Below are 14,674 nucleotides of genomic sequence, written 5' to 3'. Positions count from 1 at the left end.
CTGAATTGCTTTTTTTTAGTAGCAAGACGGAGATGAACGCTGCATTTTTGTGGCATGGAGCGGGTGGCGAGACTCCTTGGGTAATAGCTCGTGCCTCAAGACCCCGTAAGCCTCGACATAGGAGAGGCGCGGAGGCTTGAGCCGAGCCCCAGGAAAGCGAGCCACCATACGCGAAATGCCAGTTGAATGGCTAATCAACACGCTTGTATTCATATTAAAGAATAAGGAGGAACAAAGTGAAAGTATCAATTGAAAAAATAATAGTCATTTTATTAGCGTGTATCATTATTTCGGTAAGTGATGACACTAAAGTATTTGCAGATACATTGGAATTTGATGTGCAAACAGATGTACCTGTAGATAAAGTTTGGCAAATTACATTTTCTTCATTTGTAAGTAAAGAGTCGTTACATAATAAAATTTTTGTTACTGATGAGGACGGAAATACATATAATCCGAACTATGTAGTCGAGAAGGACGGTACAACAGTTTCAGTGTTACCACCGAATGACCAATATGATGCTGGGAAAATGTATACGTTAAATGTATCGAGTGACACGAAATCAGTATATGATGAAATACTCGAGCAAGATGCAACGATGACTTTTATGACAAGCGAACCTAGCTATGCAAATATTGTTGTAAATAAAAATGTTTTAGATGTATCTTCAATTGAGCTAGCCTCTGGAGAAGTATATATTCCATTTGGAGAACCAGAACAACAGGCAGAGACGTTTATAGTTCCTAAAAATATATACTCAATCGGTGACATTATTAAAATGGAGCCAAACGATGAGTTTACATCAGGATTTATGCGCAAAATCGTTTCTATTGAAGAACATAACGGTCAAGTACATGCAAAAACGATATTCCCAACGCTTGATGAAGTTTTTTCAGAATTGGATATGAATACGACATTTGCGTTAACATCAGATAGACTTGTTAAAATGGAGCTTGAGGATCGTGTCGTACTAGCTTCAAATGATATTAGTCAAGGTTGGGAGTTTGGATTAATTGATTATCTGAGTACTATTGAGGGGCAAGCTTATGGCGTTACAGGATCAATTAAATTGGATGCTTTGTCATTTACTATGGATTTTGACAAACGTAAAATTACGACAGGACCACATCAATTTAAAATCGATGCAATCGTGACATCAAGTTTATCTATTGAACCGCAAGTAAAATTGCCACTTCAAAAGTTATATAAGCAATTATTACCAAAAGATGAAATAAATCTTGGTACATTCACATACGTCTTACCATACGGATTTACGGTGCAATTACATGCAGGAGTTACTGTTCGTCCATCTATTATGGTTGGAGGGACAATGGCGTATACAAATACAACAGAATTTACACTTGGTGCGTTATATGAGAATAAAAATTTTAAAGGCATTAAGAAGTTTGACAATAGAAACGATTTTGCCAAAACAATAGTAGGTGGTGGCAAGGTAGAAGTTGGTCCACGATTTACAGTTGAAGCAGGATTTTTAACGTTAGGTATCGCTAACATGCATAACGATTTTGGTGCATATGCGAAAATCGAACAACATTATGATATAGAAGATAACTTAGGTGCATGTTTAGTAAGAGAAGCAGGTGTATTTTATAAAATGTCACTTGAAATTCCACCACTAAAAAAATTTAAAGTGAGTAGTTTTCCACTTGCAGGCACTGAGTTACCTTTAATTACGAAAAATGAATGTCAATTGGTAGAAAAAATTGCTTTCACAAATCAAACATTAACAGCTACAAGTGATGAAGTGGAACAAGTGCAAGTGAAAGTGAATTGGAAAGATGTTGTTACGGCACAAACAAGTAAGATGGATATTACAGAGCTAGTTGAATATACGACAAGCGACGATCGTATACGTGTAAGTAAAACAGGTAAAGTTTCTGTAGAGGAAGCAGCCCAGCCATATACAGCGACGATTACCGCAATGTATCAATATAATAATAAAACATATACAGCCTTAATTAATGTGAAGGTTGAGCCTGAAGTAGTAACTGCTAGTGACTTTATAGAGTATTTAAAAAGTGACGGCGTACCTAAAGGATATTCAGTTATAGAAGTTAATGAATATGCATTAACAGGACAAAAAACGAAAGAAATTATTGCATTGTTTTATAATGAATATGAAGAGCAAACGTTAGTGCAAGCATATAGCTACGATACAAATACAGCACAGTGGCAGCCGACGTATAGCACGTATTTAAGTGGGAACGCTAAATTTTATGATAGTGGATCAGTGATGAATAATGTTCGAGAGCAAGTGATTATTGGTGTGAATCCAGGTCAATCCGCTTCATTTATTTTGCTTGGAAGTAAAGACGGAAAAAGTATTCAAATGTTAATCGATGAATCGTCAAGTTATTATTATCATGGGTATCCTCAAATAAAGAATAATACCGTACGGGTTTGTGAATCTTCACAAGGAAAACAGTTTACTTGGAACGGTTCAAGCTTCAAAAAAGAGGATGTGTTATGTAATCCAGAGGCATCTGAAATTAAGCCCGATGATATTGTCATTCGTTATTCAATTGATGAAGATGGAAATATAACAAGTAATTATCCAAATGAACATGTGTTTTTAATAAATGATGTACAAAAAATTCATTTTATCCGTGAAAACATCGGTATGATTGAACGTATTCTGACATATGATTATGGTGCGTATCAAATAATTCCTGATTTATATAATTTCGAGCAGGCATACATCTACTATATAGAATATATTCATTAATCGATATAAATGTAATGTAGCAATTTAATACATGATAGAAAAAACGCTCGGCGCAACACCGAGCGTTTTTATTATGCGTTTAAAGCGTTTTGTAAAAACTTCGCCAGCTCGAGCATGCCGAACGTGCCGTGTAAGTTTTCTGCATCTGCATTGTAGTTCGTATTCGTGTTCACGTCGTACGCATACGCTTTGCCGTCCTTGTCGACGATGAACTCGATGCCCGCAACGTCAATTTTGCTCGCCGCTAAAAATTGCTCAAACTTCGCAATAAGCTCCGGGAATGCGTTGTCGACAATTTCAAATTTCATGCGCTTTTTCGGCGTTTCACCGACTGGGCAGAACATGTCGCCAATTTGACACGCATCGGCAGGGCATAGCTCAAAGCCTTCTGACGTATCGACGCGCACTGAATACATATACTTGCCGCCGATAAATTCAGCACGCGTAATAAACTGCTCTGGCGACTCGATGTATTGCTGCACGAGCGTAATGCCGTCGACCGGCTCCTCGAAGCGCTCGCTATGAATGTATTCCTCTAGTGCTGCAATCGAATAAAATAGCTGTACGCCGAGCCCTTTTCCTGCGCGGTTATGCTTCGTAATAAACGGGAACATGTTGAGCGATTTTGCCGCTTCGACAATGCGTGATTTGCCAACTGCGACAACCGTTTTTGGCGTTTGAATGCCGTGACGAGCTAGCTGCGTATATTGCTTTACTTTGCTCACTTCATACGTTAACGCTTCTGTGCCGTTAAACACGGTGCGCCCGTGAAACTCAAGCCACGTTAAAACAGCTGCTGTTAACTCTGGGGCGAAGCGGTGACCACGTGTGTGCGACGATGCGCTCATGCGGCTATAAAAAATGCCTTCAGGTGGCGCTTCATTCAAGTTCACTGTACCTTCGTCTAAATGCCAAAGCTCATACGGTGCGCCAAGCTCGATCAAGCGTTTCTCTAAATGCGTCGTCCATTCGTTGTTTTCGTGAATTACATAAATCTTTTTCATGATGTGCCTACTCTCGTTGTATATATTCATAGTAATTATATGTGATTTCTATTATAAATGATTGGATGGGAAGTGCAACTATTTGACGCGATGTTTTGTTATTATCCGACGAATTTTAAAGCATAAATTTAAGTGAAGTTTATATACAATTTCTAAATATGATACAATAAAGATAGATACATTAAAGGAGTATCAGTGTGGTAACATTAACACTCTATCATGCAACAAATAAAGAGCGTGGTAATGAAATTCAACATTCTCGATTGTTTCCAGTGACAAAAGGAGATCATCATTGGCTAGGAGATGGTAGCTACTTTTTTCTAGAAGCTTTTCATGCATATAAATGGATGTTGGATATGTACAAATATCGTTTTAGTCACATTATAAAATATGATGAATTACAAGAAAATTATAAAATTATTGAAACAACAATAGAAATACCTGATCAACGAATTTTTAATTTGATGTTAGCAGAACATAAGATAATATTTGATGAAACATATAAATCAATACTTTCAGTAAATCCGAAAGTACTTTATCGAGCACCAGAGGGCAAAGTGATTAATTATTTGTTCCAAAGTTTAGGTCTTAACAATGATTATGATTGTGTATTAGGGTTGTTTGGTTTCAATTATAAAAATTACGAAGGAACTAAATCAAGAATAGCATTTATGCCGCAGTTACAGTTATGTATTAAAGATGACAAATTGTTGCAACAACATTTTAATGATTTTGATTATACAAATCAGATTGAAATGTATAACTACCTATTGTCTAAATATTATTTTGAGAAAGTCAAAAAAGGATAGGAGATGCGAATAAATATGAACACTTTACAGCGTATTCAAGCGATTCAAAAACATTTTGAGGAAACGCCGAAAGAACAGATTTTATATAATATGAAGCAAGCTGGATTTGAAATTGCAGAAGACATGACGATAAATGAACAATTGAAGTCTGAGGCTAAGAAAAATTTATATGCTCAATCTATGAATTATAAAGTGACTTCATACAATCAATTATGGTCTTCTACTAAAAATGCAGGTGTAGGCTCATGAGTAAAATAGTTAACAGCAAACTAAAATTTTTACGTTATGAAGTAAACAAAATTCAATTCATTAATAACCCAGATTATGAAATGAGGGATGTTGAAATTGACTTGGAATTTAATTCTGCTATTGAAAGGTCAGAGGATTACATCGCTCAAAAAGTAAGCATAGAAGTCTTTCCAAATGCTTTAGAAAATGGTATGCCATTTCAGCTGCAGATTGATATAACAGGACATTTCCATTTAATCAATGAAAGCGGTGAAATTGATGAAAAAAGCATTGAAATCAATACGCTTAGCATTTTATTTCCGTATGTTCGATCGTTAATTACAACGATTACAGCAAATGCTAATGTTCCAACGTTAGTGTTGCCATTATTAAACATTATTCAAACACTCGAACAAAATAATGAGAACTAACGAGATAAAAAGCTGTGTCAGTATGCTGTCATTTTGATAGTTTACTCACACAGCTTTTTTGTATATGTTCAATTTTATTTAAACAGTCATAGCATATGAAATTAATCCGAAAACCCAATTTTTATCCAAATTTTCCTTATTTCTAGCTACAACTATGGTACGGTTATATGGTGTGCAAATGAGAGGAGACAACGAGATGAACAGATGGATGAAAGTTGGAGTTATGGGGGCGCTGCTTTGGTCGCTTAGCATGCCTGCAACAAATGCGATGTCGTACAGCGACGTACCGAAAACGCATTCGAATTATTACGATATTTTGTATTTGGAGGAGCATGACGTCATTGTCGATCGTGCAAGCTATGGGATGCAAGACATTGTGACACGTGAGGAAGTAGCGGTTATGGTTGCGAAGGCAATTGGGCTAGACGGTTCAAAGCCAGTCGATACGAAATTTAAAGATGTGAAGAAAAACAATTCGAATTCCGGCTACATTCAAGCAGCGGTGGATGCAGGCATTATTAACGGCTATACGGACAATACGTTTCGCTCGACAACAAACGTAACGCGTGGGCATATGGCGGCGTTCATTTCGCGTGCGTTTACGTTGCCAACTGGGACGAAGACGTTTAAAGATGTGGCGAAAAACAATACAGCGTACGCAGCGGTGAGCCAGCTTGCAGCAGCGAACATTACGACGGGCTATGAGGATGGTACGTTTAAGCCACAAAACAATTTAACGCGCGCGCACATTTCGGCATTTTTAGCACGAGCGATGCGTTACGAGGCACAGACGCATACGATGGAGGCGCATTTTATTGACGTTGGGCAAGGGGATGCGACGTTATTGCAGCTTGCGACGGGTGAGAATGTATTAATTGATGCGGGAACGGACGCAGCAGGGGAAACGGTTGTCGCGTACTTGCAGAAGCAAAATGTGCAAACGCTCGATTACGTCATTGCGACGCATCCAGATGCCGATCATATCGGTGGCATGGTCGATGTACTGAAGGCGTTTGATGTGAAGCATTTTGTCGATTCGGGCAAAGTGCATACGACAAATACGTATAAAAACATGCTACAAGCAGTCGATGCAGAGGGCGCGACGTTTACTGTGCCAAATGCAGGCGACATGTTAATCGAGCATACCGATGTTCATTCATACGTGCAAGTGCTCTATGCAAATGAAAGCGCGAAAGAAACGAACGATGCAAGCCTAGTCGTGAAAGGTGGCTTTTGTAGTGAAGATGTGCTGCTGATGGGGGATGCGAGCGCGGACGTTGAAGCACAGCTCGTAAAACAGGCGAACGTTGAAGCGGACATTGTGAAACTTGGGCATCACGGTTCGAATACGAGCTCATCGCTTTCATTTTTACAAGCGGTGAAGCCAAATACGGCAATTATTAGCTACGGGGAAGGAAACAGCTACGGGCATCCGCACAAAGAAGTAGTAGCGAATGTGCACAAAGTCGGTGCGTCAATGTACGAAACGGCGAAGCAAGGGCATATCGTCGCAACGATTCAGTGTGGCAGTCATACAGTCGATCAGCAAGCGTCTACACCAGTCGTGCCAACACCGGTTGTACCGACGCCGACACCTGCGCCAGTTGTGCCAACATCATTTGCGAACTGCACCGAGCTGCGTAAAGTGTACCCAGACGGTGTGAAAGAAGGGCACGTAGCGTATGCGGCGAAGCTTGATGGTGATTCAGATGGCTGGGCGTGTGAAACGACCGATTCGAATGACAAGCCAGCACCAGCTCCTGTACCAACCCCAGCACCGAAGCCACAGCCAACTGGAGATGTGAACTCAGGTAGCTACGTAGTGCCAGGTGCCGCGACGAGCTTTAAAAACTGTACGGCCATGCGCGAAGTTTATCCAAAAGGTGTGAAAACCGGACACCCAGCGTATGCGAAAAAGCATGACCGTGATGGCGACGGTTGGGCGTGTGAATAAATGAAAGATGGTGAATCAATATTGAAGTGAGCATTATTTGGTGTTTTTTTTAGTTTATTTTTAATGATAGTATATCCAACTGCGTTTGAAGCATACTATATGGATATTGAACAAGATCATCCACAGTGTCCTGAAATTTATTATTTGGCAGATCGTAGTATTGAACCAAATGATACAGATTTTTCTGTGCAGGAACCTATTACGCGTGGTGAATATGCTACGATGCTTGTGAAGGCACTCGGCTATAAAGATGTTGCACCTGTAAATACAAAGTTTACAGACGTGAAGAACAATAACGCAGATTCTGGTTATATTCAAATTGCTGTGGAAAAAGGCATTGTTAATGGTTATGACGATGGTACGTTTAAGCCGAACCAAACGTTAAATCGTGGACATGCTGCAACGTTTGTATACATTTAAAGAAAGTACACGTACTTTTAAAACGTTCCAGCATCTCACACAGCATATAAAGCCGTAAAACAGCTTGTTCGTTCGAATGTCACAACGGGGTACGAAGATAATACGTTTCGACCAAATGTTACGTTAACGTATGCGCATGCTGCTGCGTTTTTAGCACGTGCAATGAAGTATTTTAGCGGAGAGAAATATCCATTAACAGTAAAGGATGCTCTGCAACGATTATATGATAAAGGTTTTATTTTAGAGTTCGATCATGTTGAGGATAATGTATATGTCGCTCATGCATATACAATTAATTGTGACGATGAAATTTGTTTGACAGCGACTTGGGAATGGTTCCACATCAATATGTATGATGGGGAAATTACAAGGACTGCCCAAAATTGGTTTGATGAGCCACATGAAGAAAAATATAATTTAACTAAAGCTCAAGCACGTCAAATTCTTTATAATGAAGGATATATTACGAAGTACGCGAAAATCGTAGAAGAAGAATTTGATTCTTACAATTATATTTTCACGGTAGAAGATACATTCGATCGAACAACTATGTATATTGTAAATCCATTTACAAGTTTCGTAGATCGATATTAAAAAAGCTGCTATGCAACAGGTTTTGCGCCTGTTACATAGCAGCTTTCATTTATTCAAAAGAAGAAACGGGTACGCGTTCTAAAAAGAAAGATTCAATGTTTTCATAAGGCTCGTCGCTAAAGCCAATAATGCCACGTTGTTTCGCTATATACATATAACTAGAAGAATAGCCATCCTTTACTTCTTCGCCGTTTACTTTAATCCAATTATGCAATGTATACCTTACAACAACTACATCATTATAGAGTTCGTCTTCAATCATTACATTTGCACTTGTTTCGACGATTTCCTGTTTCTCAGGGAAATCCTCTTCATGTAACGTGTCATATTTTAAGCCAATTGTAAATGGATATGATGTATAATAGACACCTTCAGACTCATAGTAACCTAAGAAAAATTGACCATTCTGCGCTCCATATGCTAATAAATAATTTTCAATTTCTCCATTGGTCCAATATACAGTTTGTTCCCAAAGACCTGATTTTTCGCTATATTCATAATCATAATGTGAAAACTTTAACTGAACTTTGTAACCATCATGATAACTGATATAAACATAATTTTTATCTGGTAAATAATCACCTGTTCTTAGTGACATTGCACGTGCTAAAAAGGCAGAAAAATGTGCGCGTGTTAGTAATTGATTCGGATTGAAATTATATGTGTATGTAAAATAACCTTTATGATCTTCAATCTCATTCCCTTGAGCGATATTATTCATCGAAACGAGTTGAATTACACGGTAAAATTCGTGGTTTTGCGGCACGTCTTTGTATGTCTTCGCGTTATCAGCAATGGATTTTAAGTTAAATGCTTCAGATAAAATTTTTGCCATGAATGCGCGTGAGATGTGAGATTCTGGCTTGAAATAGGTTCCATCTCCAAAAATGCCTGCTGTGTATGCTGCTGCAATTTCTTTATAATATGGATGGCTTGTTGGTACATCTTTGTAGTTTGGATTTTTTACATTGTCTGTAGGCAAGTCGAGTGCTTTTACGAGCATTGAAGCAATATGTTTTTTTGCCATCAATGCATTTGGTTTAAACGTACCATCAGGGTAGCCATTAATGATGTCACGTTCGATTAAGTAATCTAGTTCAATGTGAAAGGAAAACTTTGCTGGAATATCCTCGAAATCAGCCGCTTGTGCAGATGTATTTACGGATAGTAAAAGAGTAAGCATTAGTAAAAAAGTAAGTATTTTTTTCATATGAAAGTCCTTTCTTTAACAAGTACTATTATAGTTACATATTTTTCTATTCTTGTATATAGACACTTTCATAACGAAAAACAGCTGCCGATTCGCTCGGACAGCTGTTTTTGCCGTATTACAATGCTTCGAAAAATTGAATGAATGATTCGACGTGTTGTTCATTAACTTCGTATCGCTGTGCATCGACTATGAAGTTTGCGTTGTTTTGCGGTACGCTGTAGTAAATGTCCACGTGATGTGTTGATCCGTCATCGTATGTCATTTCGACTGTGTGACGTGGACCTTCGTCGGTATGATCGCCTTCTAATTCAGCTGCTTCGTTCATTGCCTCTTCGAATAAATCAATCGTTTCAGGTGCGGTAATTTGCTTGCCTGGAATGGTTGACGTTACTTCAATTTGCGTAATGTCTTCCTCGAATGTAAATGGCTTTGGTGCGGGTGCGTTACAGCCTGCAAGCAGGAGCGCACAGCACAATACTAATATACGCAATATGTCCACCTCCGTATAACTAAATTATACACAAATTATGACAGCTGTGGTGACCAATTGTCGGGAAAGCCGTTTAGCTGAGAATATTGATACAAATCGACTAATTTTTGCTCGCTGTAATGGGCAAATTGTGGGGCATATTGTTCATGATGAAGCAGTGTATCGTTGCGTTCGAGCAATGCATATAAAAAGCGTTCGGCGGCAATTTTGTTACTTTTTTTCGTATTGCACGACACGCACGCCAGCACGAAGTTCCACAAGTCGTCACTTTGCATGTAGCTCCACGGAATGAAGTGATCGACGTGCGATTTGTGAAGCGACTTGCCGCAATAAAAGCAGTTGTGCATGCCTGTCGCATAAAGCAGCTGTGCAAACTGTGCGAGCGATTGACGCTGTGATACAATTTCGACTTTGCTGAGCAGCCGCGTTATTTTTTCGGCATCGTTGAATTTTTCTAAAAACAACGCGAGCTGATAATTCGTAATGTTGACGAGCATGCGCTTATGCGTTTGGAAAAAAATATAGTATTCCTGATGTAGCGTCAACGTTTCGTCCTTCAAGTTGAATGCATAAATGTCGCCGCCAAAGTCGCTATACGTCGCGCCGACTACGTATTTTTTGCCTACTTTTTTCACAAGCTGAATGAGTTCGAGCTGCTTTGTTGCTGCAATCGCATCGAAGTTCCAGTCGCTTGGAATGGCATGCTTTTGTGCGAACGCTTCAATCGTTTTTTCAACAGCAGAGCGTGCGTTTGCGGAATTGCTTTGACGCAGCCCGTGATGCATGACGAGGTTCCAATACGTGCGGGTAAACGACGCAAAAATCGCATCGAACGAAATTGTATAGTCGTCGCTCGCAGTCGCCAAGCTCTCTAGCAGCGCCTTCATAAAACCATATTTATATGTAGTTGTCGTCTTGCCGTTGTAAAAGAAGCGATGCGTCGCCTGCCAAATTTGCGTATGTGTCAAATAAGGTGTGCGCAGTTCGCCAACTTGCAAATCCCAGCTCATGAACTCACCTCCGAATTGTTTTTTATGTAACAAACAAGTATGGAATTTATCTTATTAAGTTTTGTCTTATCATCTGAGGTTGCTTTTCACGTCGAGGCATGCTTTCCGCGGGCGTGGCTTGAGCCTGTAGTCTCGCGCTCACGCTTTTCCCGTAGGAGTCCGCCTTTTGTTTCAAGCAACTTTTTTAGTTTACGATAATAAAGTTCTTATTGAAGAATTATACAATAAATTCAAAGGGGAAATATAAAAAAATCGATTTACACTGAAATTTTCAGCATAAATCGATTTTCGTTACAGCTCTTTGAAAATATTTAATTCTTCTAGCTCGATATAAGGAGATAACGAGAAACGTATTGTCTGTCTCACTTCATTTAATGATAAGCCAATTGCAGCTAGTACATGTGATGGTTTTGCGGAGCTACATGCTGATCCAGTCGATACAGCGATAATTGGTGCTAACTTTTTCACAAGAATCTCATTATTTAAGCCGATGAATTGTACACTCACAATACCTGGTATTTTGTTTGTGCTAGGTTGATTAAATTTAATATTTGAACCAAACTGTTGCTGTAGTAATTCAACTAAACGTTTTTCTAATAAAGTAAGTTGCTCAATATTATGTTTTAGTTTAGTTGCAGCAATTTTACTAGCAACGCCCATACCAACAATATTATGTACAGCTAGTGTGCCGCTTCGTAATCCATATTCTTGTCCGCCACCATGAAATAACGGTGTAATATCAGGGTAAAGGTTGTAAGCATCTTGCTTCAAATATGCTACACCAACACCTTTAGGACCGAAATATTTGTGAGCCGATATCGAAATCGCTTGCAACCCTGGCATATCTTCTAATGAAAACTCGATTTTTCCGATTACTTGAGTAGCGTCTGAATGAAGGAATACGTTTTGCTCCTCGCATAATTCTGCAATTTCAGCAATTGGATTGAGTGTACCTAATTCGTTATTACCCCATTGAATTGTAAGTAAAATTGTATCGGGGCGAATAGCCGCACGTACTTGCTCAACTGAAACGCGCCCATTTATATTAACAGGTAAAATTGTTAGTTCGAATCCAATCGTCTGCAAGTACTTACACGTTTCTAAAACAGATGGGTGCTCTGTTGCAGTAGTAATGATGTGCTTGCCGAGGTCTTTACGTTGGTCAGTAATTCCTTTAATAATAAAGTTGTTACTTTCTGTAGAACCACTTGTGAAAATAACCTCGTCTGTTTTGCAATGTAGCAAATTCGCGACAGCTTGACGTGCATTTGCAACTGCATCTTTTGCAGTTGTAGCATAGTCATAATATTTACTTGAGGGATTGCCAAATTGTTCAAGTAAATATGGTAACATTGCTTCCTTCACTTCTGGATGAACAGGTGTTGTTGCAGAATTATCTAAATATAACATAGTCATCACCCTATCTTATTTTTTAATAAGTGTGTTAATAATTTTTCATAATTACCTGCTAAACGGTATTCACCTTCTAATAGTTGAATACCACGTTCTAAGTGACGATTAAACAACTCCGGGAAATACTCTTCTTCTGAAATATGTTGTTGCGCATGTTGACGAATTAATGCTTTATAAACATAATCTTGGTCACCTGTCATTGTATTACGATGAATTTCAACACCGGCTGTATTTGGTACAGCGTCCGGCATTGAAGGGTCGTTTAACGAAAGTGCAACGGCAATTCGAGATAAAATATTCCACGTTAGACCTGTTGAATTTTGAAGCGATTTTAACGTTTCGCCAGTTTCTTTTGATGTTTTTAAACGAAAATTCATATACGTCGCTCCTAGCTGAATTTGAAATAGTCTTTTTTAATTGTCGTTTGTTGCTGAATTGGGTCAAAATCAAGTGTATATTCTTTCGCGATAGAAGGTGAGAGTAATGCGTAATGATGTGCATCAATTTCACTATCTGTTGATAAAATAATCGCTTGCTTTCCGAAATTCGGGATAAATACGCTTAATACAGCGGCTTTATGTGTTTTATCTAAACGACCAAGCAATGTGTCAAAAATAAATGGAACTTGTCGACCAGAGCAATCAAAAATTGCCCAAATGATCGAGATTAATAACATTTGTTTTTCACCAGCAGACAGCGTACGTTTTTCGATTTCATTTTTATTTGTATCTAATAATGTCACTTCATAGTTCACTGGATCAATGCGAATGAGTGCGATATAATCGTGCTTACGTAGCATTTTCTTTAAATTCGAAGTAGCTTGAATTTGTACATCTTGTAAACGTTGTGCAATTTGCTGTTCTCGATATTTACGGCTAAGTGCAATGATTTTTTGTGCCTCAAGTAAAGAGCCCGACGTCTTATCGTAGTTGCGTAACTGCAATTTGATTTTTTCGATTTTCTCTAAAGTGTCAACTAGCTCGTTTTTTAATTTCTGCAGAGTTTCTTGTTCTTGCTCAATTTCTTGCGTAGCTTTCACTATCTTTAAATTATATGAATCCATTTCTTCGATAATTTTACTGAATTCATCTGTTTCATCGTGAACTTTAATTTTGTCTTTTAACACTTTTGCTTCTTTTAAAGCATTTGCATTGAGCGTTAAAAGCTCTAAATAAGTTGAGGGTAAGTCTTTTTGAACAATTGTGTAAGCTTGTTCGACTTTTAGTGATTCTTCATAAGAAGCACCATGAATGACTTTTTCATGATTTTTTGGCTTTAGTAAGCTAACAAGCTGTTCTTTCATTTCTGTTGTTTTTTCCTTAGAACTGCTCATGTTTAAGCTTTGAAGTACTTGTGTCAGACTTTCTAGTGTTAATTTTTCATCCAATTGTTTAGCAAGTTGAAGTGATTCTTCATTTTTCACTTGATTACGAGTCTCGGTAAGTAAAGATTTTGTTAAAAATAAAGGTAATACGTTACTTACGAAATTCTTAATTTCCTCTAAACGTTGCTTACGCTCTGTTTCAATTTGTGTAATGCGTTGCAGTACATCTTCACGTTCTTGTTTTTTCAAGCCGCCGTATTGCTCAAATGATGTTTTAATTGCTAAATATTCTTCATGTAGATCGTTTAAGTTTTTTTGCTTATAGTCAATTGAACGAGTTGTAGTTGCAATGTCGTTGCGTAGTTCTTTTTCTTTTGTATTAATGACAAAAAGTTCATGTTCAATCGTTTTTGCTTTAGCAGGATCAATTTGTTGCTTTGAGTAGTTTTCTAAGTCGATTTCTAACGTTTCGAATAAATCTAAATTGAAGACAACTTTTGAAAGCTTTTTAATATAATCTGAAAGTTTATTTTGCGTCACAATACGCGCAATTTCTTCGCCGTCAAATAAGCAAAAATCCAGTAATTGTGGCGGCATAAATTCTTTTAGTTTAGCGTAAAATAACACAGTTTTTTGAGCGTCTAAAACGTTGCCATTTTCGACTAAAAAATCAATTTCTTTTAGCGTATCATTTACATATTTCCACTCACGTTTTAATTCGTAATTAAACGTTTTTAAGTTATCTACTATAGAAAAGTGAATAGTAATGCTGTAATCGCTATTTTTTTGACGTTTTGCATGGTTATTTAAAATACTACTCACGTGTTTATAGTATTCGCTATTTTCTGTTTTATAGCCAAGACCATATGAACCAAATAAGCCTAATTTAATGGCATTTAGAAGTGTAGTTTTACCAGCACCGTTTTCTCCACCGACTAATAAAACATTTTTCTTTTCTTCTGTTTCAAAGTTAAATGAATTGTAGCCTTTATAAGCACCAATATTCACAAGTTCGATTTTTTTTAAATACATAGTGT

General features: G+C 37.9%; 14 protein-coding genes and 1 pseudogene. 8 read left to right on the top strand and 7 right to left on the bottom strand.

Translation table 11 applies throughout. The annotated features are described in order from the left end of the window. The first annotated feature begins 236 nt into the window (after positions 1-236). Positions 237-2,747, top strand: coding sequence for an Ig-like domain-containing domain (locus A6K76_RS13220; protein WP_066465849.1), 2,511 nt, complete (start codon positions 237-239; stop codon positions 2,745-2,747). 71 nt (positions 2,748-2,818) lie between these two features. Here the strand turns inward: A6K76_RS13220 and A6K76_RS13215 are convergent, their stop codons facing one another. Beyond that, complete coding sequence (locus tag A6K76_RS13215) at positions 2,819-3,751, bottom strand: ATP-grasp domain-containing protein (RefSeq protein ID WP_066465848.1); 933 nt, start codon at positions 3,749-3,751, stop codon at positions 2,819-2,821. A gap of 197 nt (positions 3,752-3,948) precedes the next feature. Between A6K76_RS13215 and A6K76_RS13210 the strand changes: the two genes are divergently transcribed. The 7 genes and pseudogenes from A6K76_RS13210 (at position 3,949) to A6K76_RS13185 (ending at position 8,187) form a co-directional block, all read left to right on the top strand. Next, positions 3,949-4,560 (top strand): hypothetical protein, encoded by a 612-nt coding sequence (locus tag A6K76_RS13210; protein WP_066465843.1) that lies wholly within the window; start codon positions 3,949-3,951, stop codon positions 4,558-4,560. A 15-nt stretch (positions 4,561-4,575) separates the two neighbouring features. After that, positions 4,576-4,809 (top strand): hypothetical protein, encoded by a 234-nt coding sequence (locus tag A6K76_RS13205; protein ID WP_066465841.1) that lies wholly within the window; start codon positions 4,576-4,578, stop codon positions 4,807-4,809. Continuing rightward, a complete protein-coding gene (locus A6K76_RS13200; protein ID WP_066465839.1) occupies positions 4,806-5,219 on the top strand; it encodes a protein-export chaperone SecB in 414 nt (137 codons plus the stop codon). The genes A6K76_RS13205 and A6K76_RS13200 overlap by 4 nt, the downstream gene beginning before the upstream one ends. Positions 5,220-5,415: 196 nt before the next feature. Continuing rightward, positions 5,416-7,173 (top strand): S-layer homology domain-containing protein, encoded by a 1,758-nt coding sequence (locus A6K76_RS17220; RefSeq protein WP_083995446.1) that lies wholly within the window; start codon positions 5,416-5,418, stop codon positions 7,171-7,173. A gap of 99 nt (positions 7,174-7,272) precedes the next feature. After that, positions 7,273-7,593, top strand: coding sequence for an S-layer homology domain-containing protein (locus A6K76_RS13190; RefSeq protein ID WP_066465835.1), 321 nt, complete (start codon positions 7,273-7,275; stop codon positions 7,591-7,593). 45 nt (positions 7,594-7,638) lie between these two features. Continuing rightward, positions 7,639-7,725 (top strand): annotated as a pseudogene (locus tag A6K76_RS17300) (S-layer homology domain-containing protein); the annotation flags it as partial. Positions 7,726-7,755: 30 nt separating this feature from the next. Beyond that, on the top strand, positions 7,756-8,187 hold the full coding sequence (locus A6K76_RS13185) for a hypothetical protein (RefSeq protein ID WP_066465833.1): 432 nt from the start codon (positions 7,756-7,758) through the stop codon (positions 8,185-8,187). 49 nt (positions 8,188-8,236) lie between these two features. Here A6K76_RS13185 and A6K76_RS13180 read toward each other — a convergent pair whose 3' ends face one another. The 6 genes from A6K76_RS13180 to dndD form a co-directional block, all read right to left on the bottom strand. Next, a complete protein-coding gene (locus A6K76_RS13180; protein ID WP_066465832.1) occupies positions 8,237-9,397 on the bottom strand; it encodes an S-layer homology domain-containing protein in 1,161 nt (386 codons plus the stop codon). Between the two features lie 118 nt (positions 9,398-9,515). Beyond that, positions 9,516-9,890: a hypothetical protein gene (locus tag A6K76_RS13175; RefSeq protein ID WP_066465831.1), complete on the bottom strand. Its 375-nt coding sequence runs from the start codon at positions 9,888-9,890 to the stop codon at positions 9,516-9,518. A 35-nt stretch (positions 9,891-9,925) separates the two neighbouring features. Beyond that, positions 9,926-10,900 carry an HNH endonuclease gene (locus A6K76_RS13170; RefSeq protein ID WP_066465829.1) on the bottom strand — a complete coding sequence of 325 codons (975 nt, stop codon included), beginning with the start codon at positions 10,898-10,900 and terminating at the stop codon, positions 9,926-9,928. A 291-nt stretch (positions 10,901-11,191) separates the two neighbouring features. Beyond that, entirely contained in the window at positions 11,192-12,310 is a 1,119-nt protein-coding gene (locus tag A6K76_RS13165; protein WP_066465827.1) for a cysteine desulfurase family protein, read from the bottom strand. Positions 12,311-12,315: 5 nt separating this feature from the next. Continuing rightward, positions 12,316-12,690 (bottom strand): DNA sulfur modification protein DndE, encoded by a 375-nt coding sequence (gene dndE, locus A6K76_RS13160; RefSeq protein WP_066465825.1) that lies wholly within the window; start codon positions 12,688-12,690, stop codon positions 12,316-12,318. 11 nt (positions 12,691-12,701) lie between these two features. Further along, on the bottom strand, positions 12,702-14,669 hold the full coding sequence (gene dndD, locus A6K76_RS13155) for a DNA sulfur modification protein DndD (protein WP_066465823.1): 1,968 nt from the start codon (positions 14,667-14,669) through the stop codon (positions 12,702-12,704). Positions 14,670-14,674 lie beyond the last annotated feature (5 nt).

Origin of the sequence: Caryophanon latum (assembly GCF_001700325.1) — a bacterium.
Classification (GTDB): domain Bacteria; phylum Bacillota; class Bacilli; order Bacillales_A; family Planococcaceae; genus Caryophanon; species Caryophanon latum.
Note: the sequence above shows the minus strand (reverse complement) of the source record. Positions and strands in the feature narration are given on the sequence as shown.

Excerpts from the sequence above, each read along its gene's own strand:
- A6K76_RS13215 (WP_066465848.1), bottom strand. The coding sequence starts at position 3,751 with ATGAAAAAGATTTATGTAATTCACGAAAACAACGAATGGACGACGCAT.
- A6K76_RS13205 (WP_066465841.1), top strand. The coding sequence starts at position 4,576 with ATGAACACTTTACAGCGTATTCAAGCGATTCAAAAACATTTTGAGGAA.
- A6K76_RS13200 (WP_066465839.1), top strand. The coding sequence starts at position 4,806 with ATGAGTAAAATAGTTAACAGCAAACTAAAATTTTTACGTTATGAAGTA.
- A6K76_RS17220 (WP_083995446.1), top strand. The coding sequence starts at position 5,416 with ATGAACAGATGGATGAAAGTTGGAGTTATGGGGGCGCTGCTTTGGTCG.
- A6K76_RS13190 (WP_066465835.1), top strand. The coding sequence starts at position 7,273 with ATGGATATTGAACAAGATCATCCACAGTGTCCTGAAATTTATTATTTG.
- A6K76_RS13185 (WP_066465833.1), top strand. The coding sequence starts at position 7,756 with ATGAAGTATTTTAGCGGAGAGAAATATCCATTAACAGTAAAGGATGCT.
- A6K76_RS13180 (WP_066465832.1), bottom strand. The coding sequence starts at position 9,397 with ATGAAAAAAATACTTACTTTTTTACTAATGCTTACTCTTTTACTATCC.
- A6K76_RS13170 (WP_066465829.1), bottom strand. The coding sequence starts at position 10,900 with ATGAGCTGGGATTTGCAAGTTGGCGAACTGCGCACACCTTATTTGACA.
- A6K76_RS13165 (WP_066465827.1), bottom strand. The coding sequence starts at position 12,310 with ATGTTATATTTAGATAATTCTGCAACAACACCTGTTCATCCAGAAGTG.
- dndE (WP_066465825.1), bottom strand. The coding sequence starts at position 12,690 with ATGAATTTTCGTTTAAAAACATCAAAAGAAACTGGCGAAACGTTAAAA.
- dndD (WP_066465823.1), bottom strand. The coding sequence starts at position 14,669 with ATGTATTTAAAAAAAATCGAACTTGTGAATATTGGTGCTTATAAAGGC.